The organism is Rudaea sp. 3F27F6 (assembly GCF_005503555.1).
Lineage (GTDB): Bacteria > Pseudomonadota > Gammaproteobacteria > Xanthomonadales > Rhodanobacteraceae > Rudaea.
Genome location: NZ_SCNG01000001.1, coordinates 526790 through 550438, shown reverse-complemented (window position 1 = coordinate 550438; position 23649 = coordinate 526790). Strand labels below are relative to the sequence as shown.

Below are 23649 nucleotides of genomic sequence, written 5' to 3'. Positions count from 1 at the left end.
CTTTCGCGCGGGTACGTCGTCGCGTCCGCTTTGTGGGGGAAAACCGGGTTCGATGCGGCGAGCCGCTGCCGGTCAATGCTGTGGAGAAAGTGTCAAAGTATACTTTGTCTCGCCGGGCAGGAACGGCGCGGGCTTGCCCTGCGCCCAGTCTTCGTGGCCGGCGCCGTAGAACGGCGACAGCGGATTGCCGCTCTGCCCGCCGGGCATATGGAAGTAGCCGCTTTCCTCGTGCCCCGGCTGCACGCCGAAACGCTCGCTCGCGCCGAACGTCGCGCCCTGCACGCGCGGCATATTGCTGTCGCCCGGCAGCGCTTCGGCAGGCATGTCGAGCAACTTGTCGAGCAGCGGCACCGCCGCGCTGAGCGGATGGGCGATATGCGTTGTCGTCACCTCGCCCCAATTGCGCGCGGCGAGGCCGCCGGGCAGCGCGCCGAGCTTGGCCGCGACACGCTGCGCGCACTGGCGCAGCAGATCGTCCCAATCGGCATAGCCGGGCGGCAGCAGGTACGGCGGACGGCCCTGCAGAATCGCTTCGACCTGGTGCTCGCTCTGCAACTGCGGCGGAAACTTGAACTCCGGATACTTCGTCCGCACCGCCGCGGCGAAACCGCTCAGCACGGTGTCGATCACTTCGAGACGGAACGCGCGCGTGAGGCGATAGCCGACCGATTGCGGATCGGCGCGGCCGTTCCAGTCGTCGGCGTATTTCTTCATCTCGGTCAGATCGGCCGCATCCGCCTTGGCCAACGTGTCGTGCAAACGCCGGTGCCAGGTTTCGAGAAACAGGGCGCGGTCGTCGAGTTGGACCGCGAGGAAATCGGCCGGGGCGAAGCGCTCCTTCGCCGCGAGGCCGTCGCGAATCTGCTGTTGGCGCGCGCCGAGATCGAAGCCGCCATCGCCGACGCGTGCATACGCGGCGTCGTCGAAGTCCAGCGTGCGCGAATTCGCCGTCGCGATGCGCGCCGAAGGCGGATTGACCACATGCGGATACTCGGCGGCATCGCGCCAGCCGTCCCAGCCGCCGCCATGGCTCCAGTCGCACGGCAACTGCGGATCGCAGTCGCCGACGCGGCGCGGGATGCGCCCGGCGATCGTCCAGCCGACCGCGCCGGCAGCGTCGCCGACGACGAAATTCTGCGCCGGCATGCCGGCGCGGTTGGCGACGGCCATCGCCTCGTCCACCGTCGCGGCGCCGCCGAGATCGAGCAGTTCGAGATTGACTCCGCCGGGCTGCAGCGCGGTCCAGGCCAGCGCGAGCGGCGTGCCGTCGGCATCCTTGGCGAGGATCGGTCCCCACTGCGTGTCGCGCACGTCGAGCTTTTCGTCGGGCGCGTTGTGCACCTTGATGATTTCCGTGTTGCGCGCGATCGGCTGCGAGCCGTCCGTGGTGCGGTAGCGGCTGTCGTCGGCCGGGTCGAGATTGACGCGCACCCAGTCGAGCCAGTCGCCGTAGCTGTTGGTGAACGCCCATGCCACATGGCGGTTGCTGCCGGCGACGAGCGACGGAAGACCGGGCAGGGTGACGCCGATCAGGTCGAGCCGTTCTCCCGCGCGGTGCGGATCCGGATACTGCAGGCGCGTGCGGAACCAGATATTCGGCACGCGCAGGCCGAGGTGCATGTCGTTCGCGACCATCGCCGCGCCAGTCGCAGTCAGCGTGCCGCCGACGGCGAAATTGTTGCTGCCGAGCACTTGGTATTCGGGCTCTTCTTCCACGGCTGCGGAGAACGCAGCCGGGACGATGGCGCGCACGTCGGCATCGGCCAGCTTCAGCAGTTTCGCATCGACCTTGCGCAGATCGATGTCGCCTTCGGCCGGCAACGCCGGCAGCGGCATCGCCGCACCGAGCAGCGGCGCATCCCACGGTCCGCTGGTCGTGCGCAGAAAACGGAACACGCTTTCGGGCAGCGCGGCCTTCAGGCGCGAATAGGCGAGCTCGCGTGCGTTGCCTGAATCATTGAGGTCGAAGAACATCGCATCGAGCACGAGGATGCAATCGGCCTCGCTCCACGGCCGCGGCGCCGAGCCGAGCAGCCAGTACTCCCAAGGCCGCGACGCGAGCGCATCGAGCCCGGCGTTGACGCCGTCGCGATACGCGGCGATGTCGGCGTGCTGGTCGGGCGGCAGCGCGGCGAGCAGCGCCTCGGCGCGCGCGCGCATGCGGAACGCGCGGCGCTGCCGGTCGAGCGGAAGCGCCTTGCCGCCGACCAGTTCGGCGAGTTCGCCCGCGGCGACACGGCGCATCAGGTCCATGGCGAAGTAGCGCTCCTGCGCATGCACGTAGCCAAGTCCCCAGGACACGTCGACGCGGCTCTCGCCCTTGATCGTCGCCATACCGAGGGCGTCGCGTTCTATCGACACCGGATGTTTGAGCTGATTCGTCGGCGCCGTACCGGCGAGCTGCGGCAGGCTGGCGCGGACGAGGAAATAGGCCCCGGCCGCCGCGGCGATCAGCACGACGACGACGAGGAGGAGCAATCGTTTGATGACGCGGAGGAGGGTATGCATCACTCGATTCTAGCGTTATTTTTGTTTATCGCCGGGGGCGACTAGAGGCAGTGTTTCTTTCGATCGGGGTTTTCGTGCGGGCTATCTCGCTTATCGGGCACGATTCACGTGCCGGGCTTTGTTTCTTTTGCTCGTCATTCCTGCGGCTTTCAACAGCCGAAGGGCTGGTCAAGCAGGAATCCAGCTCTTGCCTATGCTTGTCATTCCCGCGTGCTCCTAGCGGGAATCCAGTGACTTTGCTTTGGTTCTTTTGTGCTTTAGGAGCAGAGCTTCCACTCGCCCTACGGGCGAGCGGGTCACTTTCTTGTCAGCAGCGACAAGAAAGTAACCAAAGAGAACACACCCCGGGAGCCGCGCCGCCTGCGGCGGTACGCGAGGTCATGCCGGGGTTCGCTCGATGAACATCCCTGTCCATTCGTGAACTCGCGCGCATCCTGCGCGCGACCTTTCAGGCTTATCCGTCATGCCCTCGCCGCGGCTGACGGGGACCCGAGATCAAAAGACAGATCAAAAGCCGCCACCTACGAAGACGGCCGTTGCTTGGGCGCGCACGATGCGCGCTGCTCCGGCTCTCGGGTCCCCATTACATTGCGGCGGCAGCGGACGAGAAGGCCCGTGAGGGTCGGCGCGATGGATCGCGCCGATTCCGCTATTGCACAGGGATGTGCAATTAGCGGAACCCGGCCGCTGACGCGGACCCGGAGCGCAGGATGCGCGTAGGGCGCAATGTTCTGGGGCGGCGTTTCTTTGGTTACTTTCTTGTCGCTGGAGACAAGAAAGTGACCCGCTCGCCCGCAGGGCGAGTGGAAGCCCTTGCTCTGAACCCAACAAAAACAAAAGCAAAGTCGCTGGATCCCCGCCAAAAGCACGCGGGGATGACGAGCAAAAAAGCCAAACTCCCGCATTCGCGGGAGCGACACTCAAAGAACGAAACCGCGCGTCAGCCTGTCGTCTCCACGCGCTCCACGCGCTGAAACCCGCGCGGCAGGCTGCCGCCGCGTTGGGCGCGGTTGCCGTTGTATTCGACGAGGTCGGCCCACTTGAGGATCAGCTTGCGCTGGCCCGCGTAGACGGTGACTTCGCCGGAACCTTCGCTGACCACGGCGATGCCGGCGAGGCGTTCGCCCTCGGCGAGTTTGGCCTTGGGGATTTCGATCAGCTTGTTGCCCTTGCCGCCGTTGTCGAGTTCGGGCAGTTCGGCGACGGAGAACATGAGGAAGTGGCCCATGTTGGTCGCTACGGCGATGCGGTCGCGCGCGGGGTCGGCGACGTAGGCCGGCGCGAGCACGCGTGCTTCGTCGTCGATGTTGATGATCTGCTTGCCGGCCTTCTTGTTCGCGAGCAGGGCGTCGAATTTGATGACGAAGCCGTAGCCGAAGTCGGAGGCGAGTACGAGCTTGGTTGCCGCGTCGGCCATCGCGATCGCATCGAAGCGTGCGCCGCCGGCTGGAGTGAAGCGGCCAGTCAGCGGCTCGCCGTTGCCGCGTGCGGACGGCAGCGTGTGCGCCGGCGTCGAATAGCTGCGCCCGTTCGAGTCGATGAAGGCGACCTGTTGCGTGGTCTTGCCCTTCGTCGCCTGATGGAAGGCGTCGCCTTCGCGGTAGCTCAGCGCGGCGGCGTCGATGTCGTGGCCTTTCGCCGCGCGCACCCAGCCCTTGGTCGAGAGGATCACGGTGATCGGTTCGCTCGCGACGAGCGCGGATTCGTCGAGCGCCTGCGCGGCTTCGCGCTCGACGATCGGCGAGCGGCGCTTGTCGCCGTACTTCTCGGCGTCGGCCTGCAGTTCGTCCTTGATCAGGGTCTTCAGCTTCGCCGGCGACTTGAGCAGTACCGAGATGCGCGCGCGCTCTTCTTCGAGCGTGTCGCGTTCGGCGTTGAGCTTCATCTCTTCGAGGCGGGCGAGTTGGCGCAGCCGGGTTTCGAGGATGTAGTCGGCCTGTTCCTCGCTGAGCTTGAAGCGCGCGATCAGCTTCGGCTTCGGCTCGTCCTCGGTGCGTACGATGCGGATGACTTCGTCGAGGTTGAGATAGGCGATGCGCAGGCCTTCGAGCAAGTGTAGGCGGCGCTCGACTTTCTCCAGGCGATACTGCAGGCGCCGCGTCACCGTGTTCTGGCGGAACACCAGCCACTCGCTGAGGATTCTCTTCAGATCCTTGACCTGCGGCTTGCCGTCGAGGCCGATCATGTTGAGGTTGACGCGGTAGCTCTTCTCCAGGTCCGTCGTCGCGAACAGGTGCTGCATCATCGCGTCGAGGTCGATGCGGTTCGAGCGCGGAATGAGGACGAGGCGCACCGGATTCTCGTGGTCCGACTCGTCGCGCAGATCTTCGAGCATCGGCAGCTTCTTCGCGCGCATCTGGTCGGCGATCTGGGCGATGATCTTCGCGCCGGAAACCTGGTACGGCAGCGCATTGACGACGACGTTGCCGTCTTCGACGGCGTAGCGCGCACGCGCACGCACCGAGCCGTTGCCGGTGGTGTAGAGCGCCTTGAGTTCGCTCTTCGGCGTGATGATCTCGGCCGTGGTCGGGAAGTCGGGCCCCTTGATGTCCTTGCACAGCGAGGCGATCGACGCGTCCGGATCGTCGAGCAGTTGGATGCAGGCATTGACGACTTCGCGCAGGTTGTGCGGCGGGATGTCGGTGGCCATGCCGACAGCGATGCCGGTCGAGCCGTTGAGCAGCACATGCGGCACGCGCGAGGGCAGCCACGAAGGCTCCTTCAGCGTGCCGTCGAAGTTCGGCGTGAAGTCGACCGTGCCCTGGCCGATTTCGTCGAGCAGCAGGTCGGCGATCGGCGTCAGTTTCGATTCCGTGTAGCGCATCGCCGCGAACGATTTCGGGTCGTCGGGCGAACCGAAGTTGCCCTGGCCGTCGATCAGCGGATAGCGGTACGAGAATGGCTGCGCCATCAGCACCATCGCTTCGTAGCACGCAGAATCGCCGTGCGGATGGAATTTGCCGATCACGTCGCCGACGGTGCGCGCCGACTTCTTCGGTTTCGCCGCGGCGTCGAGGCCGAGTTCGCTCATTGCATAGACGATGCGCCGCTGCACGGGCTTGAGACCGTCGCCGACGAAGGGCAGCGCGCGGTCGAGGACCACGTACATCGAGTAGTCGAGATAGGAGCGCTCGGCGAATTCCTTGAGCGGCAGTTGTTCGTAGTTGGCTTGCAGATTCATGAAATACCGTATTGCGCGAATCGAAGCGCGATTTTAGGCGAAGCGGCGGCCGGATGCGCGCTTCGCGCGAGACTGCGCGCGTCCGGCGCGCAGCGGCGATTCAGGACCGCGCCGCGGGCCGCACGATGACGGTGACGGTCATGCCCGCGGACAACACCGTGCCGGCCGGCATTTTTTCGGGATCGACCGCGATGCGCACCGGCACGCGTTGGGCGAGGCGCACCCAGTTGAAGGTCGGGTTGACGTTGGCGAGCAGGTCGGCGCCTGTCGGGTTGTCGCGATCGGTGATCCCGCGCGCGACGCTTTCCACGCGTCCCGGAAGCAGGACGTTGCCGGCCATCAGGCGCACGTCGACCGGATCGCCGATGCGCAACTGCGGCAGTTTGGTTTCTTCGAAATAACCGTAGACGTAGTAGCTGTGGCTGTCGACGAGAGCCATGCGCGCGGTGCCGGCGCTGGCATAGTCGCCGACGCGCAGTTCGAGATTGGTGACGTAGCCGTCGACCGGCGCGCGCACTTCGGTGCGATCGAGATCGAGTTGCGCTCTGTCGACGGCGACGCGCGCCTGTTCGATCGCCGCATCCGCGTGCTCGCGAGCGGCGCTGGCCTGGCCGGTCGCGGCCTGCGCCTGATGCAGGGTCGCCTGCGCCGACGCGGCGGTGGCGACGGCGTCGCTGCGGATCTCCTGCGAAATCACGTCGCCGATGCGGCGGCGGCGCTCTGCTTCTTCGGCGCGCATGCGGTACTCGGCGTTGCGCGCGGCGGCGGCGGCCTGGGCCGAGCTGACACCGGCGCCCGCGGCGCGCGCGTTGGCGACCGCGGCGTCGAGATTGGCGCGCGCCTGCGCGAGCGCGAGTTCGAAACGTGCGCGATCGATGCGGAACAATACGTCGCCCTGATGCACGAGCTTGTTGTCCTGCACGGCGACGTCGGTGACGAGACCGGAGACGTCGGGCGCGATGCGCACCACGTCGGCGCGCACGCGGCCGTCGCGCGTCCACGGCGCGTACTGCGATTGGTTCCACAGCGCGCGGCCGGCGAGGAAAGCGGCGACCACGACGACGGCGGTGATGAGGAAGCGAAGCAGGGCAGTGCGGTTCATGACACGCTCTTCAGTAGAGGAACAGGGAGCCCGCCGCGCCGAACAGGCAGGTCAGCAGGGCGAGGCGGAACAGGGGTGGATTCCAGACCAGGCGATAAAGGCCGAGACGGCCGCCGATCCAGTCGAGCGCCCAGATCGCCGCGGCGCTGAGCAGGAATAGCGGCAGGATGCCCGGCACGAAAATGCCGGCGATGGAAAGTTCAAGCGGCATGGTTGGCCTCCGGCGCGGCTAGACCCGCGCTTTCGCGATAAGTGGCGAAGACGGAAAGATCGTCGCGCAGCGCCCAGCGCAATGCGTGCAAGCGGCGCAGCAATGCGGCCGAACGCGCATCGTCGCCGCCCGCGGCGAGGTCGATCGCATCGGTCAGCGCGGCTTGCGTGTTCTCGAGCGCGGCGCGATTCGGCCGACGATACAACTGCGCGACCGTGCGCAGCACGCGGTCGATCGCGCGGCGCAGAGCGATCGCAGTGTCGGCCGTCGTTTCAAGGCGCAGGTCGACGAGCATGCGTGCGCTTTCCTGCACCGCGAGCGCCCAGGCGAGGAAGCGCGTCGAATCGTCGCTCTGCACGGCCAGATACGGCGCCGCCTGATGCAGCAGATCGTGCTGTGCGCTTTCGAGGCGCTCGGACAAGCCGCGCAGCGGCGCATTGGCGGCGAGCGCGACGTGTTCGCGCAGGCGCTGCAACTGGCGTTTGCTCTGCCAGGCGCTGCCGGTCAGGCTCGGCACGACGACGAAGGCGAGGCCGGTGAAGGCGAGGCCGATGAGCGCGGCGAGCGCGGCGTTGAGCGAGGCGGCCAGATCGAAACTCATGTCGTTGCTCAGCGCGAGCGTATTGAGCAGGCCGACGCAATAGCCGAGGCCGGCGCCGGCGAGCGCGGGACGCGCGGTCAGCCATGCGCCGAACAGGAGCGGGGTGACAGTCGCCGCGATAAGGATCGGAAAGCCTTCGCTGCGCGGCAGCGGCCCGAACAGGCAGACCAGGCCGACCACGGAGCCAAGGGCGAAGCCGTACCAGAGTTGCGCGATGCGTTTGACCGGCGTCGGCGCGGCGGCATAGAGCGCGCAGAAAATCACTGCGATCAGCAGGGCATTGGCGCCCGACGGCCAAGCGCTTTCGATCCAGAACAACGAGACCGCGCCGAGAGCGAGAGCCGTGCGCAGGAACGTGACCGCGGCGACGGCGTAATCGTTGCTGCGAAGGAACCGCACGCGCTCGCCGCCGCCCTTGACGCGCGTCTCACGCAGCGACGACTCGGTACCGGCATAGCGTGCGAGTTCGTCGGTCAGGCGGCCGATCAGTTCGCTGCCGACGTCGAATTCGACTGCGGCCTCGCCGGCGAAACGAGCGCGCAGGCCGGCGGCGAGTTCGTCGATCTCGCCGCGGCAGGCGAGCAGATTCGCGCGCAATTCGCCGATGTCGTCCTGCGCCGGGCCCGAATAGGTCGCGAGCGCGGCGCCGAGTGGCTGGTACAGCGAGATCAGCGCGGCGGCGACGCCGCTGTCGCCGCTGCGCAGCACGCGGTTGATGAAATGATGCAGGGACTGGAACGTGGTCGCCGCGTCCATGAACTGCTGGTTCAAGGTACGGATGCCGAGGCTGCGCGCGCGCACCTCGGGGTCTTCGAAGATGGCCGAGGCGCGCAAGTCCTCGAACGCGACCGACGAGCGCACGAAATCGAGATTGATCTTTTCCATCTGCGCGCGCGGCACGTCGCCGAGGGTGCTGCCGCGCAGAAAGCCGACGAGCTTGTCGAACTGATTGCGCGCGGTGGCGCGCAGGCTCGCGCGCAGGCGGTCGGGCCAGAGCGTGTCAGCAACGACGCCCGAGACGACGATGCCGAGCATCACTTCGCTGAGGCGCATGACCGCGGAATCGAACACCGCGGTCGGCGCGTTGATGACCGGCATCGTCACGATCGCCGCCGTATAGCCGGAGAGGACGAAGGCGTACGACATGAAGTTGCGGTACAGCACCGCGCCCGCCGCGCAGAAGCCGATCCATACGGCGAGGCAGCCGAGGAAAATTTCCGGCTGCTGGCCGAACAGCGCGATCAGCAGCACGCCCATGACGCAGCCGCAGAGCGTGCCGATGGTGCGATAGAAACTCTTGGCCAGCACCATGCCGCTTTGCGGATGCATGAGCAGGGTGACGGTGATCATCGAGGTGGACGGCTGTTCGAGCTCGAACAGCATCGCCAGCCATGCCGCCGCATACAGCGCGATCAGCAATTTCGCGACGTGCTTCCAGGTGCCGAGTTCGTCGGCGACGAACTCGCGCGGCACGTTCTTGATGGCGGCGGCGAGAGACATGGCGTCAGTGGGGATCGGTGCGCGCGAGGAATTTGCGCAACAGCAGTTCGAATTGCTCGGCTTCCTTCGCGCTGAAGTCGGCGGTCTGCTGTTGTAGCGCCGCGCTGACCGCCGGCAGGAAGGCTTTGACCGCGGCGCGGCCCTTGGCCGTCAGGGTCAGCAGCACCTGGCGCCGGTCTTCGGTCGCGGCGGCGCGCTCGATCCAGCCGCGCGCGACAAGGCCGTTGGTCAGGCGCGTGACGTTGGCGGCCTTTTCGCCGCTGGCCTCGGCAAGCTGGGAGGGCAGTACGGTGTGCTGCTCGCTGCCGTACATCATCATGAGCACGCTGTATTCGGCGTAGTTCACGTTCCACTCGGCGAGCGCGGCGCCGATCTCGTCGCGCAGGCCGTGGTAGGCCTCGCGGAGCAGACGCGACAGCAGCGCCGCCTTCGACGGGAAGGAGGGATGGCGTTGCGAAATCGCGGCGATGCGCGGTTCCGAAGAGTGCGGAGGATAGGACATGATTGGCAGTATTGTTATGCTTGTTGATATTTTATAAATGTAATATTGATTTGTCAATCATTTGACCTGAGGAGCGGCGGCCTCGCGGGTCGGGTATGTCGATATAACGAGAGCGAATAGCGGGCCTGCGCGGTTTGCGTAGCATTCGGCTGGTTTCCGTCCCCGAGAATCGCCCTCATGTCCGCCGATCCCGCTGTCGTCTCCGCGCCCCTGCCCGCATCGGGCTGGCGCGAGTTTTTTGCCAAGGAGGATTGGTGGGCGATCTGGATCGGCCTGGCTCTGGTGATCGCCGCCGTCGTCGCGTTCGCCCTGGGCGGCAGCATCAAGTGGATCGCGGTGACTCCGCAAAAGTGGAGCAGCGTCGGCCAGGCGCTCGCGCAGTTCGGCGGCGACCTGCCGCGCTACCTCGCGCTGTTCGTGCTCTGGCTGGTGCTGTTCGGCACGGTTGCACGCGCCCTCGGCCTGCGCCTTGCGCAGTTTCTGCCCGGCTTCGCCGTGCTGTTCGTCGTGGCGACACTCATTTATTTCGTCGGCTTGTGGGAGCGCGCGGCGTACTACAGCCTCGAACCGCCGCTCGTCGCCCTCGTCGTCGGCCTGATCGTGTCGAACCTGTTCGAGCTGCCGGACTGGTTCAAGAGCGCCCTGCGCGTCGAGTTCTATATCAAGACCGGCATTGTCCTGCTCGGCGCCGGCGTGCCGCTCGCCCTGATCGTCTGGGCCGGCCCGGTCGCGATCGTACAGGCGGCGATCATTTCGCTGGCGACGTTCGGCACGATCTTCTTCGTCGCCAAGCGGCTCGGCCTAGACCGCCGCCTGGCCGCCGTGCTCGGCACGGGCGGCGCGGTATGCGGCGTCTCTGCGGCGATCGCCATCGGCGGCGCGGTCGGAGCGAAGAAAGAACAGGTTTCGGTGACGATCACGATCGTGTTCCTCTGGGCGATCGTGATGATCTTCGTGCTGCCGCTGTTGGCCAAGGCACTCGGATTACCGACCGGCGTCGCCGGCGCGTGGATCGGCACGTCCGAATTCGCCGACGCGGCCGGCTTCGCCGCGGCGCAGACGTACGCCGGGTTCGCCGGCCAACCGGGCATCGCCGGCACGGGCGATGCGGCGGTGCAGGCGTTCACCCTGATGAAAGTGGTTGGGCGCGATTTGTGGATCGGCGTCTGGGCGCTGGTCCTGTCGATCGTCGCCGCGTCGCGCTGGGAATCGACCGGCATCGCCACGCGCACCGATTCGGGCGAAATCTGGCGGCGCTTTCCGAAATTCGTGCTCGGCTTCTTCGCCGCGTCGATCATCGTGACCCTGGTCGCGCACGGGCTCGACTATGCCGCGTACAAGAAAACCCTGGTGCCCGAAGTGGTCGCGCCGCTGCAGGGCCTGCGCACCTGGGCCTTCACCTTCTGCTTCCTCAGCATCGCGCTGACCACGCGGCTGCGCGACCTCTCCGCGGCCGGGGCGAAACCGTTCTACGCGTTCAGCGCGGGCGTCGTGGTCAATCTCGTGCTCGGCTACATACTCTCGACCCAGGTGTTCGCCGGCTTCTGGCAACAGTTGGGCCAGCCGTGACCTTACTGTCGCTGCTGCGCCTCGAACCCGCGCTGCAGCCGCACGCGGCTTGCGCGCGCTGTGCGTTCTTCGACTCGGGCGCGGCGACGATCGAAAGCCAGTTTCCCGGGCTGAGTTCGCTCAGCTCCGGCTACGCCTCGGTGCGCGATGGCGACGGCCTGTGCACGAAGCATCTGCGCCTGCTGCGCGCGACGAGCGCTTGCGCGGAATTCGCGCCGAAATAGAACGCGGCGATTTCCCCGCGTGGCGTGAACGCCAATAAAGCGCGTGCGGCGCGTATCAGCGCACCGCGGCGTAGCCGCCCGGCACGCCGTGTGGCGACAGGACGAACTGCCAAAGCTGCAGCCGGCGCGCGCGAAAGTTCGCCGCCGACGCGGCGAGGTAGAAATGCCACATGCGGCGGAAGCGTTCGCCGTACTTCTCCGCGAACGAGGACCACGCGGCATCGAAGTTCGCACGCCAGGCCATCAAGGTGCGGTCGTAGTCGGGGCCGAAGTTGTGCCAGTCTTCGATGACGAAGTCGCCTTCGCTGGCCTTGGCGATTTGCGCCGTGGACGGGATCATCGAATTGGGAAAAATATACTTAGCGATCCACGGGTCGGTGTGGTTGGTCGACTCGTTGCCGCCGATCGTGTGCAGCAGGGTCAGGCCGTCATCGGGCAGGCAGCGGCGCACGGTCTCGAAGTACGCGCGATAGTTCTTCACGCCGACATGCTCGAACATGCCGATCGACCAGACGCGGTCGAATTTCTCGTTCACCTCGCGGTAGTCCTGCACGCGGATCTCGATCGGCAGGCCGGCGCACAGTTCGCGCGCGAACTGCGCCTGTTCCTCGGAGACGGTGATGCCGACGCCGCTGACGCCGAATTTCTGCGCGGCGTACTTGAGCGCTTCGCCCCAACCGCAGCCGATGTCGAGTACGCGCATGCCGGGTTTCAGGCCGAGCTTGCGGCAGACCAGATCGAGTTTGGCTTCCTGCGCGGTGTCGAGATCGGTCGCCTGTTTCCAGTAACCGCAACTGTAGACGAGGCGCTTGCCCAGCATCGCGTGGAATAGATCGTTGCCGAGGTCGTAATGCTGTTCGCCGACCTTGTACGCGCGCCGCCCGCGCTGCATGTTGACCAGCTTGGCGCGCAGGAACAAAGCCGCGTCGTCGATGCCGCCGACACGCTCGTCGATATGCGCGTTGAGCAGGCGGTAGAGAAAACCGTCGAGGTCGGTCGCGTCCCACCAGCCGTCCATGTACGCCTCGCCGAAGCCGAGCGAGCCGTGTGCGATCACGCGTTCGTAGAGCTGCGGGTCGTGCACGCGGATATCGGTAGGCGCGTCGCCGTCGATGCGCGAGCCGGCGACGGTGAGCAGGGATTCGATGCGAGTGCGTGCACTGTTTCGAGCCATGAGCGGAACCTCGTCTGCGTCGTCGAAAAGATGGGACGCGGCGGCGAACCTATCAAGCGATGCGGAATTAAAGAGATTTCACTTGCCTCGCCGCGCGCTTGCGTGATCGTGCGGCGGATGTCGCGAAGATTGAACCACGAAGATCATTAAGAAGAGCCGCGAATCCAGACTTCGACTTTCGCTCGTGCGTGCAAGGACGTTTTTCTGGAAAATCGATAGAGATCGAAAAGCCTGAAACACGCGCAACGCGGAGAAAAACGTATCCAAGCTCTTCTCCGTGCCTTCCGTGTTCTCCGTGTCTCAATCCTTCTTCGAGCTCTTTCTGCTCTTTGTTGCGCTAGTCGAAAGAGTGTGCTTCGTTCAAGCTCTGATCAGCGCGCGTACGACGGCGAGCCCCGCGAGCGTCATCGCGAGCGAGCCGAGTACATGCGCGGCGACGATCGCGAACGACCAGCCGTACTCCTGGCGCAGCATCAGCCCGACCGTTTCGCCCGAGAACGCCGAAAACGTGGTGAAGCCGCCGCAAAGGCCGGTGATGACGAACAGCCGCCATTCCGGCGGCAGGCTCTGGAAATGGTCGAAATAGGCGATCGCCGCGCCGATCACGAAGCCGCCGATCAGGTTGACCGCGAGCGTGCCGAGCGGCAGGTTCGGCAGCACCGGATTGAGCGTGACTCCGACCATCCAGCGCAGCGCGCTGCCGATAGCGCCGCCGATCAGGACGGAAAGCAGGGAAAGCCAAGCCATCGATACGCTCGCATGAAAAACTCCGCGCGCAGGTTAGCGCGCGCAGCGGATGAAGTCGATGCGCCGGCCGTCGAGCGGCCGATGCCGGACTCAGACGAGATAGGTCTGGATCGCGTGCGCCGGAATGCGGCAGCCGCGCCGCTGCCCGGCGATATCGAGGTTGAAGTCGATGGCCGCGTCGCCCGGATTGAAGGCGACGACCGCGACGCTGGAGTCGGGATTGACGTAGGCGCTCGACTGCAAGCCCTGCGGGCCGCCGCCCGCTTCGATGCGGTAGGCGCCCGGCTTCACATAGCGCGAGAAATGCGCGATCGCATAGAACGACGGCTGATAGAGCACCTTGCCGCCCTTGGTGTCGACGAGCACGGGCGCATCGCAGAAGTTGCCGACGTGATTCGGGCCGCCGCGCAGGTCGAGTGCGATGTTCCAGTCGATCCAGCCGCTGACTCCGGCGTTGAGATCGCCGAACAGATTGCGCGCATAGCGCTCGCCGACCGCCCAGTCGCCGGGCTTGGCGCCGCCCTCGACGCAGCCTTCGGTGAACAGCACTTCCTTGTCGGGATACTTTTTCAGCACGCGCGCTTCGGCGCCGTAGTCGTCGCTGACGTACCAGTGCACGGCCATGCCGCTCATGTACTTGGCCGTTTCCGCATCGCCGAGCATCGCGTCGGCGCGCCTTTCCAGCGTGTCGCGATTGTGGTCGAAGCCGTACAGCTTGAGGCCGCCGAGATTTTCGCGCGCGAGCGTCGGGCCGAGATGCCGGCGCACGAAGTCGCGTTCCTGCTCGGGCGTGTACAGGCACGATTCCCAGCTCTGGTTGGCTTCGGGTTCGTTCTGCACGGTCAGGCCCCAGACCGGAATCTTTTCCTCGTCGCGCATCGCCCTGACGAACTTGACGTAGTGGTTGGCCCAGGTCGCCGCGTACTCTTCGCGCAAGGTGCCGCCGCGGTCCATCTGGTTATTGCTCTTCATCCAGCCGGGCGGGCTCCACGGCGAGGCGACGAGTCGGAAGCGCTCGGTGCCGGCGATTTTGTGCGCGTCGTGCAGCAGCGGCATCAGCCAGCGGCGCATCGGCTTGAGGCTGAAGTCGAGCAGCTCGTAGTCGCCCGGCGATTCGGCGAGCGACCAAGTCGACAGCGAGAAGTCGCACGAGCCGATGTGCGTGCGCGCCATCGTGTAGCCGATGCCTTCGTGCGGATCGTAGTAGCGCCGAAATACTTCAAGGCGCGCCGCTTCGGGCAACTGTTTGAGCACGTAGGCGGACGATTCTGTCAGCGCGCCGCCGAAGCCGGTGATCTTCTGGTGACGCCGCGACGGATCGCAGCTCAGCGTCGGCGCGTTCGCCGCCGCGGCGCCGGCGGGCGTGCGCGACGTGAGCCGCGCGCCGTCGCGTGAGGTTTCGACCAGGGACCAGTTGCCCGCCGCGGCGCCTTTGGCGAACGCGCGCGGCAGGGCGAGGCCGAGTGCGCCCGCGGCGCCGAAGCGAAGAAATTCTCTACGTGTCTGCATGAGTCGATTGTCCGTTCTGTATCACTTGCCGTTGGCCAGCCGCGCGACCGACGCTCGCCAAGTCACGCTGGCCGCGAATTTGCGCCGCACCGGCTTGTTCGTGTCGTAGCACTGATTGAGCAGCCAGCGCACGCCGTTGAGCGCCACGTCGTACCACGGGATATGCACCGAGGTCAGGCGCGGCGCGGAGTACTCCGCGGTGGCGGTGTCGTCGTAGCCGAGCACCGAGATTTTTTCCGGCACGGCGATGCCGGCCTGCTGGAAGTACGACAGCGCGCCGATGCCCATTTCGTCGTTGGCGCAGAACAGCGCGGTGAACTTGTGCTTCGCCGCGATCAGCGCGGCGGCCGAATTCCAGCCGCCTTCGGGCGAGAAGTCGCTGTAGATCACCGGCACCGTGCCGGCTTCGATACCGGCGGCGGCGAGTTCGTCCATGAAGCCGTCGATGCGCGCCACGTTGTCGCGCGAGTTGGCGAAGCCGGCGATCACCGCGATGCGCCGGTGGCGCATTTCAAGCAAGGCCTGCGCGGCGAGCTGGCCGCCTTTGCGATGGTCGGCGGAGAAGCACTGATGATGGATCGCCTTGAGCGAGTGATTGAGCAGCACCAGGCGCGACGCCTGCGCGTCGATCGCGGCGACGTCGTCCTCGTCGAGCGCATCGCTGACCAGGACGAAGCCGTCGCAGCCGCGCTCGATAAGGAATTCGAGCCCTTCGGTCGCCTGCTTGCGCGCGTCGCCGTTGCCGCTGCCGAAGGCGACGACCATGTTCTGTCCGTTCGCGCGCAGCTCGGTGTGGATGATGTTGAGGATCGGTGTATAGAACGATCCCTTCAGCATCGGGATGTAGACGCCGATCATGTGCGAGGCACCGGTCGGCAACGTGCGCGCCGCGTGCGAGGGACGGTATTTGAGTTCTTCGATCGCCGCGCGCACGCGCTCGGCGGTCTTCGCCGAGACCGAACCCTTGCCGCTGATTACGCGCGATGCCGTGCCGAGTCCGACTCCGGCAAGGCGTGCGACGTCGTTGATCGTGGCCACGTCGTCCTTGCGTCCGTTACTGGGAGCAGCTGCTCGACGCCGATGGCGCGGCCAGCGGTCCGAGATGTTGCGGGTTTGTATACTTCAATCCGTAGCCGAGAGCAAACAACGGCTCGCCGTCGCCCGCGGCGAACGAAGACTGGCATGGCGATCGCGGCCACTTGAACGCCAGCGTGCCGGTGAAATCGTAGGCGACCGCGCCGCGCGCATCGCGAAACAGCACGTCGGCGACGCCTTTGCCTTCGGTGCCGGGCAGCCACGCGGCGACGAATGCGGCGGACAGATCGATCAGGTCGTTCGCGTACAGCGGCCGTCCCGACACGAGCACGCTGACGACCGGCTTGCCGTGGCCGGCCACGCGGCGCAGCACCTCCAGGTCTTCGGGAAAGCGCCGGCTCTCGGCGATATTGTCCGGCGGCAGGATGTCGCCCTTCATCTCGGCGTAGGGCGTTTCACCGATCACGGCAATGACTGCGTCGAACGCGCCGACGTTCGACGCCGCGCCGGTCTCGTCGAATACGACATTCTTTGCGCCTGCCGCCTCGCGGATGCCGGCAAGGATCGTGTCGCCGACCGGAAAGTCCGCGTTGCGGTTCTTCATGCCCTGCCAGTTCAGCGTCCAGCCGCCGGACTGGTTGCGCAGGGAGTCGGCGCTCTTGCCGACGACGAGGATCTTCGCGCCGCGGCGCAGCGGCAGCACGTCGTCGTTGTTCTTCAGCAGCACGATCGACTCGCGCACCGCGCGCCGCGCGAGATCGCGTGCCTGCAGATCGCGCTCGCTGCCGACGCTTGCGCCGGGCTTGCGCTCGAACAGACCCGCGCGCATCTTCACGCGCAGAATGCGCGTCACCGCATCGTCGATGCGCGCCAACGGAATATCGCCCATGCGTACCTGGCGCGCCGTTTTCTTGATGAATTTCTCCCACTTCTCCGGCACCATGACCATGTCGACGCCGGCGTTGATTGCCTGCGCGCAATGGTCGCGCTCGCAGCCGCTCACTTCGGCGATGCCGTTCCAGTCGGAAACGACGAAGCCGTCGAAGCCCATGCGCTGCTTGAGCACGTCGGTCAGCAGGTGCTGGGCGCCGTGCATCTTGCCGTAGTCGTGTCCGCCCGCGGCATCGTTCCAACTGTTGTACGAAGCCATCACCGTCTGCGCGCCGGCGGCGAGCGCACCGAAGTAGCCTTGCGCATGCACCGCGATCATGTCGGCTTGGTTGGACAGATTGATGCCGCGATCCTTGCCGCGATCGGTGCCGCCGTCACCGATGAAATGCTTGGCCGTGGCGAGCGCGCTGGAGTCGCTACCGAGCGTGCCCTGCAATCCGCGCACGTAAGCCGCGCCGAGTTCGCGCACGACGGCGGGGTCCGACGAAAAACTTTCGTAGCTGCGTCCCCAGCGATAGTTCTGCACGACGGCCAGCGTCGGTGCGAATACCCAATCGATGCCGGTCGCGCGCACCTGGCGCGCGGTCGCCGCGGCGATCTCGCGCACGAGCGCGGCATCGTGCGTCGCACCGAGGCCCATGTTGTGCGGAAAGACCGTCGCACCGGCGACGATGCCGTGGCCGTGCACCGCGTCGGTGCCCCAGATGAGCGGAATCTTGACCGGCATATCGGTCGCAAGCGCGGCAGCGTGATAGCGCGCCGTCGCCTCGCGCCATTGCGCGAAGCTCGCGCCGCGGATGTTTTCCGGCTGCGTATTGCCGCCGTTGAGCACGCTGCCGATATAGAACCGGCGCACTTCGTCGGGCGTGATTTTGCGGATATCGGCCTGGGTCATCTGGCCGATCTTCTGCTCGATCGTCATGCCGGCGACGATCTTGCGGATGCGCGCTTCCACCGCCGCATCGGGCTTGATCGGACTCGTCACTTGCGGCCATTCGGCGAGGCCGGCGTCGTCGCGAATCTCTGCGTTTGCCGGTGCCGAAGTGGTGGAAGCGTGTTTAGTCGTCTGCGTCGGGCAACCTGCCAGCGCTAGGGCTGCGGCAGCGTAGCAGAGAGGATTTCGCGCTATCGCGACCACGCGGCTTATCTTCTTGTTGGTTCGAGATTGTCTCATCCGCGTGATTTCGCATCCGTGCCTTGGAAATATACCGGGGCAGACGCAAAGCGGCACCGCAGGTGGCGGTGCCGCTTTCCGCTACAGCTTGTAGTTGAGGCCGAACAGAATCGTGCGGCCGGTGACGTTGTAGCGCTGAGGTTCGAACATGGTGATGTTGTCCGGGTTGTTCTGAACCTTCAAGTCCACCAAGCTCGGCGCGTTGGTCAAGTTGACCACCTGCAATAGCAGGGAAAGTCCATTGGCCGGACCCGACGTGAATTCGTAGCCCGCCTGGAAGTCGGTTTGCGTATGCGCGCGGATTTTGGTGTAGCCGAGCTGACCGAACGCGGCGGTGATCTCTCCGGTGTAATCCGAGCGATAGTTTTGATCGAGCCGGAACGACCAGCCGTTCTTCTCGTAGAAAACTCCGACGTCGCTGCTCTTCGTCGACAAGCCGGGCAGTGTCGTCGGCGGATCGAAACCGCCTGCATTGGACACCTTGCTGAAAGATGTAGTTGGAAGTTTGCTTTTGACGTAGGCGAAGCCGGCTTTGATGCCAAATCCGTCGAGGACGGGATGAATCAACTGGCCTTCGAGCTGCGCGCTGATCTCGACACCCTGCATCATTCCGCCGGTGCCGTTGCGCGAAGTAGTGTAGGTGCCGAACTGCGAGACCGGAGTAAGGCTGCTGGTGTTGGTGTACTTCGAGAAGTCGTAATTCGGATCGACGGACTGGTAGATGTAGTTCAGCAGATTCTTGTTGAATACGCCGACCGCGAAATAGCTTATCTCGCCGAAATACTTCTCGTACGACAGATCGGTACCTACGGCGACATAGGGCTTGAGGAAAATATTGCCGCCGCTGCCCGACCAGACGTTGCAGGGTTCGCCCGGCTTGATCGCGACGGGGCAAGGGCCGGATCCCACCGGCGCAACATACGCGGAGCTGGCGATCTTTTCGTCGTCGATGCGGCCGCGGGCCATTTCTTTGGCGAGTGCGAAGCGCAGCACCTGCCCTTCGTCCAGGTCGGCAGCGAGGTTGAGACTGGGCAACACGTTGTTGTAGGTCGTCGAGCCTGAAATCGTGCCGACCACCGCGTGATCATTGATCTGAAGCGCCGACGACGATTGGTCGGTATGCACGAACTGCACGCCGACATTGCCGCGTATCGGAATGCCCGCGAGTTCGGTACTGATGTTGAACTTGGCGTAGGCGACCGGGACTTTTTCCGTAACCGAATAGTTGCGGTTCAAGTCGTTGGTGCCGTTGACCGGAAGAATGTAGTACTGGCTGGCGAGGGCGCCCAGAACATCGTAGTTGAGAATGCCCGGAATACCGCCGAAGCTCAGGTTGGTTATTCCGCGGGCGAGGCCGGAGCCCAGGGGGACGGCAAAGGTCGGGACATACGGAAGGTTCTTGCACGATGCGTTGAAGTCGGGTGCGGAACTACTGTATGCCGTGCTGCAGCCGTTGCCCATCAAATAGGCGTAATAGACGTCGGCCTGTTTGTCCTTGCGGCGCTCGGAGTAATTGACTCCCAGATCCATGCTCGAGAATATCCAGCCGAGCGGATGCGATACCTCGGCTCGGAACGCCTTGATCGTATCCTTCTGCTTGTCGAATTCTTCGCGGCCGTCATAGGTGTATCCGCCCGAACTGCCGCGGCTGTATCCGGCGGCGTCGACCAGGCGGAAGTTCGCCGGGTTGGTCAAGTCGACGGGAAGGGTGAAAGTCGGAAAGCCCGGCCCGTTCAATATGTTGAACTGTGCGCTGGTCAGGCCGCTGGCCACACCGGAGAAGAGATAGGCGTCCTGAATTTTGTTGGTCGCGCGCGAGTACGAAAGATCCACCATCGCCGACCATTGGTCGGCAAATTGGAAACGATTGTTCCAGCCGACCGAGAACAGATAGTCGCGCTCTTTGTTGTACTCGTTCTGGTCGATCGGGGCGAGGCCATTCATCGTGCCGCTGGTGACGAGCGAGTTGCCTAGATAAGGAGTGATGCCCGGTCCGGTCTTGATGTTGGAGAATTCGATACCGTCCCAGGCGCTGCTCGACCACTGCAGACCGTTGGTATGCGCCTCCTGTTTGAATTTCGAGTAGTAGATATCGAGCATGCCGTGGTAGCTGTCGCTCGGCGCCCATTCGAGCACACCCATGATGCCGTTGCGCAGCTGACTTTCCGACTTGGCGCGCAACTCCATGCCTTGCTGCACAAGAACATTGTCCGGAACGCCCTTAGTCGGATCCGCGCCCCAATGGGCAAGACTGCCGGGATAGTCGCCGTTGGGCGCGGCGAACCACCACGCCTTGTAGTTCTTCGACTGAATCGGCGAATCCAACTGAGCAAAACCGATCGCCAAGCCGACGGTATGGTCGAAAAACTGGTCGATGTACGAGGCGCTGATGCGATGTCCGTTGTTGCCGACATCGGCGCCCGGATTCAAATCGCCGTTGGTGTTGTGCTCGCCGCGGAGATTGAATGCGAACTTGCGATCCTTGAAATCCAGCGGACGCAGCGTATGCAGATCGACCGTTCCGGAAAGGCCCTGGCCGATCAAGCTGGCTTCCGGCGTCTTGTATACGACGGCGCCGCTGATCAGTTCGGAAGGATATTGATCGAATTCGACGCCTCGGTTTTCGCCGACTGTGGCCTGTTCGCGGCCGTTGAGGGTGGTGCCGACAAAGTCGGGCGCGAGGCCACGAATCGAGATCAGATTTGCATGCCCGTCGAGACGTTGCGTGGTCACGCCGGGCAGGCGTGCCAGGCTCTCGGCGATGCTCACGTCGGGCAGCTTGCCGATGTCTTCGGCCGAAATTGCTTCAACGATAGCATCGGAGTTCTGCTTGATCTTCATCGCAGTCTGCAGACTAGCTTTGATGCCGGTCACCGTGATCGTGCCGAGAGTCGAATCGGCGTCGGTTCCGGTCTTCTTCTCCGCTGCATTCGCCGTCGCTTGCGTTGGTGCCGTCTGAGGATCGAGCGCGGGCGCGCCGTCCGCAGCATGAATCGTCGTCGACATCAGCACCGTGGCGCAGGCCAAAGCGAGCGGATGTCTACGCAAAATGCCAGCGCGCGCCAACGCGGCGCGGCACGTGTTGGAATGATTCATCGTAATCACCCTCTAGTTCTTGTTGTGTCTAGTCCCACGTTGCCCTCCGCTTTGCGCGGCGGCGCAACCCCTTGCGTTCTCCCATGCCGCAACGGCATGAAATTGGAAACGTTACCAATTTCGCCGCGAAATATGCCCGAGTAAATTCCTTGCGTCACTGTGCGGCGCAACAAATCGCCCATACTCATCGTGTTCAGGGCCGATCATTCGGGCTCGCGCCTGCAGTCGGCACGAGTGGAACTTTTGCTATATTTCGGCGGCACGAATGGGAACGCTTCCACAATCCGAGATCGATCGATGAAATTCATGCGCTGCCTGCTTGCCCTTTCGACTTTTGCGCTGGCCGGCTGTGCAAGCGTTTCCGACAAGGCGGCGCGGTCAGCAAGTGCACCTGCGAAAGCGGTGCAGGTCTGGCTCAGCACCGCCGACGCAAGCAAACAGCTCACGCGCGAAAGCGATCTTGCCTTCGCCGCCAAGAAGAGCGTTGATGCGAATATCGAGATCGACGTGACGCGGCGCTATCAGGACATCGTCGGTTTCGGCGCGGCGATCACCGATGCCTCGGCTTGGCTGATCGAGCAGCGCATGAGCCGCGTACAGCGCGAAGCCCTGTTGCAGGATCTGTTCGGTCGCGCAGGCGACGGCATCGGATTGAGCTTCACCCGCCTGACGATTGGCGCGTCGGATTTTTCGCGCTATCACTACAGCTTCGACGACATGCCGCCGGGTCAGCGCGATCCGCAGCTCGCGCATTTTTCCATCGAGCCGAACCGGCAAGACGTGCTGCCGGTCGTGCGCGCGGCGCTGGCGGTCAATCCAAAGCTGCAGGTGATGGCTTCGCCTTGGAGTGCGCCGGGCTGGATGAAAACCACCGGCAGCATGATCGGCGGAACCCTGCGCGCCGATGCCTATGCGCCGTTTGCCGAATATCTGCTGCGCTACGTCGAGGCCTACGCGGCGGAAGGCGTGCCGATCTTCGCGCTGACCGTGCAGAACGAACCGGGCTTTGCGCCGGACGACTATCCCGGCATGAAGCTCGATGCGTCCGCGCGCGCGAAACTGATCGGCGAACATCTCGGTCCGCTGCTCGCGCGGCGCGCGCCGGCGACGAAGATTTTCGATTGGGACCACAACTGGGACCGGCCCGAGGAGCCGCTGGCCGTGCTCGCTGATCCGGTTGCGCGCCGCTATGTCGCGGGCGTCGCCTGGCATTGCTACGCGGGTGCGGTGCGCGCGCAGACCGCCGTGCACGACGCGCACCCGGACAAAGATGAGTATCTGACCGAATGCTCGGGCGGCGAGTGGAAGCCGATGAAGGACGATGCGCTGCTGACGATCGTGCGCCGGCTCGTCATCGGTTCGACGCGCGGATGGTCGCGCGGCGTGCTGTTGTGGAATCTGGCGCTCGACGAAAACCACGGTCCGCATGCGGGCGGCTGCAGCGACTGCCGTGGACTCGTCACCATCGACTCGAAGACCGGCACCTACGTGCGCACGGTCGACTACGTCGCACTCGCCCACGCGAGCCGCTTCGTGCGGCGCGGCGCGCAGCGCGTCGAGTCGAGTGAGACAGGCAACGAGGTCGACAACGTCGTGTTCCGTAACGCGGACGACGGTTCGCTCGTCATGATCGCGGCAAACTCATCGGCCTCCGCGCAGCACATTGCCGTGCGTGCCGACGCTCGATCATTCGTTTATGAAATGCCGGCGTACAGTGTCGCGACGTTTGTCTGGCGGCAATAGCGCAAGCAGTGCTTTATTGACTGTGCGCAAAGCTCACTGCGGCGCATTCCGCTCCGTGCCGCGGCGCAGATCGCGTTGGATTGTGGATGCCTAGGAAGATCAGTCGAAGTGCAGCCCGCACTCGCGCTTTAGCCCGAAGAAGCGCGTGTCTTCCTCGCGCATGCCGTCGCCGAGCGCTTGCGTGGTGTGCACGTCGCCGATCGAGACGTAACCCTGTTCCCAGAGCGGGTGATAGGGCAGAGCGTTCTGCTGCATGTACTGCCAGATGTCGCGATCGCTCCAGTCGATCAGCGGATGCAGTTTCCAGCGGCCGTCGCGCACTTCGAGCACGTTCGAGTTGCGCCGCGTCGTCGACTGCGCGCGCCGCAGCCCGGCGATCCAGGTCTTCGCGCCGAGTTCGCTGAGCGCGCGGCGCATCGGTTCGACCTTGCGCAGCGCGTTGTACTCGGAGATGCCGTTGACGCCGTTCTCCCAGAGCTTGCCGTGGCGCGCTTCCATCCAGGCGATGCCGAGCTTCGGCCGGTACACCTTGAGGTTGAGCGACAGTTTCTCGGTGAGCTGGTCGGCGAAGCGATAGGTTTCCGGGAACAGATAGCCGGTGTCGATCAGCACGACCGGAATGTCGGCGCGTTCGCGCGTGATCAGATGCAATAACACCGCGGACTGTGCGCCGAAGCTCGACGAAAGCACATGCTCGCCGGGCAGGTTTTCCAGCGCCCAGCTTACCCGCTGGTGTGCGTTGCAGCTTTCGAGCCAGGCGTTGAGTTCGGCCAGTCCGGTCTGGTCTTTGGCGACGCTTTGGATATCGGGAAGGTGCATGACGCGCTCTCCGGCGCTGTGTTTATTGGTGTTGTTGCTTGGATTCTGCGGACGCGGCTTGGT

The 23649-nt window shown here is 64.7% G+C and carries 16 protein-coding genes; 3 read left to right on the top strand and 13 right to left on the bottom strand.

Features of this window, described 5'->3' with window-relative positions:
- Nucleotides 1–72: 72 nt before the first annotated feature.
- From FFS30_RS02290 to FFS30_RS02265, 6 genes are all read right to left on the bottom strand, one after another.
- Complete coding sequence (locus FFS30_RS02290; protein ID WP_137911489.1) at nt 73–2508, bottom strand: penicillin acylase family protein; 2436 nt, start codon at nt 2506–2508, stop codon at nt 73–75.
- Nucleotides 2509–3448: 940 nt separating this feature from the next.
- Nucleotides 3449–5689, bottom strand: a complete 2241-nt coding sequence (gene parC / locus FFS30_RS02285) for a DNA topoisomerase IV subunit A (protein WP_137911488.1) — start codon at nt 5687–5689, stop codon at nt 3449–3451.
- Between the two features lie 100 nt (nt 5690–5789).
- Nucleotides 5790–6791: an HlyD family secretion protein gene (locus FFS30_RS02280; protein ID WP_137911487.1), complete on the bottom strand. Its 1002-nt coding sequence runs from the start codon at nt 6789–6791 to the stop codon at nt 5790–5792.
- 10 nt (nt 6792–6801) lie between these two features.
- Nucleotides 6802–7002 carry a DUF1656 domain-containing protein gene (locus tag FFS30_RS02275; protein WP_137911486.1) on the bottom strand — a complete coding sequence of 67 codons (201 nt, stop codon included), beginning with the start codon at nt 7000–7002 and terminating at the stop codon, nt 6802–6804.
- On the bottom strand, nt 6992–9103 hold the full coding sequence (locus FFS30_RS02270) for an FUSC family protein (protein WP_137911485.1): 2112 nt from the start codon (nt 9101–9103) through the stop codon (nt 6992–6994). The genes FFS30_RS02275 and FFS30_RS02270 overlap by 11 nt, the downstream gene beginning before the upstream one ends.
- Nucleotides 9104–9107: 4 nt before the next feature.
- Nucleotides 9108–9605, bottom strand: coding sequence for a MarR family transcriptional regulator (locus FFS30_RS02265; protein WP_137911484.1), 498 nt, complete (start codon nt 9603–9605; stop codon nt 9108–9110).
- 177 nt (nt 9606–9782) lie between these two features.
- On the opposite strand from FFS30_RS02265, the gene FFS30_RS02260 reads away from it, so the two are divergent.
- Complete coding sequence (locus FFS30_RS02260; protein WP_137911483.1) at nt 9783–11174, top strand: putative sulfate exporter family transporter; 1392 nt, start codon at nt 9783–9785, stop codon at nt 11172–11174.
- Nucleotides 11171–11398, top strand: a complete 228-nt coding sequence (locus tag FFS30_RS02255; protein ID WP_137911482.1) for a hypothetical protein — start codon at nt 11171–11173, stop codon at nt 11396–11398. Before FFS30_RS02260 ends, FFS30_RS02255 begins: the two co-directional genes overlap by 4 nt.
- A 55-nt stretch (nt 11399–11453) precedes the next feature.
- Here FFS30_RS02255 and cfa read toward each other — a convergent pair whose 3' ends face one another.
- The 6 genes from cfa to FFS30_RS02225 all read right to left on the bottom strand — a co-directional run bounded on the left by cfa (nt 11454) and on the right by FFS30_RS02225 (nt 21024).
- Nucleotides 11454–12572 (bottom strand): cyclopropane fatty acyl phospholipid synthase, encoded by a 1119-nt coding sequence (gene cfa, locus FFS30_RS02250; RefSeq protein ID WP_137911481.1) that lies wholly within the window; start codon nt 12570–12572, stop codon nt 11454–11456.
- Nucleotides 12573–12932: 360 nt separating this feature from the next.
- On the bottom strand, nt 12933–13319 hold the full coding sequence (gene crcB, locus FFS30_RS02245; protein WP_137911480.1) for a fluoride efflux transporter CrcB: 387 nt from the start codon (nt 13317–13319) through the stop codon (nt 12933–12935).
- Nucleotides 13320–13409: 90 nt separating this feature from the next.
- Complete coding sequence (locus FFS30_RS02240; RefSeq protein WP_137911479.1) at nt 13410–14828, bottom strand: glycoside hydrolase family 30 protein; 1419 nt, start codon at nt 14826–14828, stop codon at nt 13410–13412.
- 21 nt (nt 14829–14849) lie between these two features.
- Nucleotides 14850–15866, bottom strand: a complete 1017-nt coding sequence (locus FFS30_RS02235; RefSeq protein WP_137911478.1) for a LacI family DNA-binding transcriptional regulator — start codon at nt 15864–15866, stop codon at nt 14850–14852.
- Nucleotides 15867–15882: 16 nt separating this feature from the next.
- Entirely contained in the window at nt 15883–17739 is a 1857-nt protein-coding gene (locus FFS30_RS02230; RefSeq protein WP_249352126.1) for a glycoside hydrolase family 3 protein, read from the bottom strand.
- Nucleotides 17740–18009: 270 nt separating this feature from the next.
- Nucleotides 18010–21024 (bottom strand): TonB-dependent receptor, encoded by a 3015-nt coding sequence (locus FFS30_RS02225; protein ID WP_137911477.1) that lies wholly within the window; start codon nt 21022–21024, stop codon nt 18010–18012.
- A 297-nt stretch (nt 21025–21321) separates the two neighbouring features.
- Here FFS30_RS02225 and FFS30_RS02220 point away from each other — a divergent pair, with 297 nt between their 5' ends.
- The gene (locus tag FFS30_RS02220) at nt 21322–22767 is read left to right on the top strand and encodes a glycoside hydrolase family 30 beta sandwich domain-containing protein (RefSeq protein WP_249352124.1); all 1446 of its coding nucleotides are present in this window, start codon (nt 21322–21324) and stop codon (nt 22765–22767) included.
- A 99-nt stretch (nt 22768–22866) separates the two neighbouring features.
- On the opposite strand, the gene FFS30_RS02215 is transcribed toward FFS30_RS02220, so the two are convergent.
- On the bottom strand, nt 22867–23586 hold the full coding sequence (locus FFS30_RS02215) for a phosphoadenylyl-sulfate reductase (RefSeq protein WP_137911476.1): 720 nt from the start codon (nt 23584–23586) through the stop codon (nt 22867–22869).
- Nucleotides 23587–23649 lie beyond the last annotated feature (63 nt).

Excerpts from the sequence above, each read along its gene's own strand:
- parC (WP_137911488.1), bottom strand. The coding sequence starts at position 5,689 with ATGAATCTGCAAGCCAACTACGAACAACTGCCGCTCAAGGAATTCGCC.
- FFS30_RS02265 (WP_137911484.1), bottom strand. The coding sequence starts at position 9,605 with ATGTCCTATCCTCCGCACTCTTCGGAACCGCGCATCGCCGCGATTTCG.
- FFS30_RS02240 (WP_137911479.1), bottom strand. The coding sequence starts at position 14,828 with ATGCAGACACGTAGAGAATTTCTTCGCTTCGGCGCCGCGGGCGCACTC.
- FFS30_RS02280 (WP_137911487.1), bottom strand. The coding sequence starts at position 6,791 with ATGAACCGCACTGCCCTGCTTCGCTTCCTCATCACCGCCGTCGTCGTG.
- cfa (WP_137911481.1), bottom strand. The coding sequence starts at position 12,572 with ATGGCTCGAAACAGTGCACGCACTCGCATCGAATCCCTGCTCACCGTC.
- crcB (WP_137911480.1), bottom strand. The coding sequence starts at position 13,319 with ATGGCTTGGCTTTCCCTGCTTTCCGTCCTGATCGGCGGCGCTATCGGC.
- FFS30_RS02215 (WP_137911476.1), bottom strand. The coding sequence starts at position 23,586 with ATGCACCTTCCCGATATCCAAAGCGTCGCCAAAGACCAGACCGGACTG.
- FFS30_RS02220 (WP_249352124.1), top strand. The coding sequence starts at position 21,322 with ATGAAATTCATGCGCTGCCTGCTTGCCCTTTCGACTTTTGCGCTGGCC.
- FFS30_RS02270 (WP_137911485.1), bottom strand. The coding sequence starts at position 9,103 with ATGTCTCTCGCCGCCGCCATCAAGAACGTGCCGCGCGAGTTCGTCGCC.
- FFS30_RS02290 (WP_137911489.1), bottom strand. The coding sequence starts at position 2,508 with ATGCATACCCTCCTCCGCGTCATCAAACGATTGCTCCTCCTCGTCGTC.
- FFS30_RS02225 (WP_137911477.1), bottom strand. The coding sequence starts at position 21,024 with ATGAATCATTCCAACACGTGCCGCGCCGCGTTGGCGCGCGCTGGCATT.
- FFS30_RS02275 (WP_137911486.1), bottom strand. The coding sequence starts at position 7,002 with ATGCCGCTTGAACTTTCCATCGCCGGCATTTTCGTGCCGGGCATCCTG.
- FFS30_RS02260 (WP_137911483.1), top strand. The coding sequence starts at position 9,783 with ATGTCCGCCGATCCCGCTGTCGTCTCCGCGCCCCTGCCCGCATCGGGC.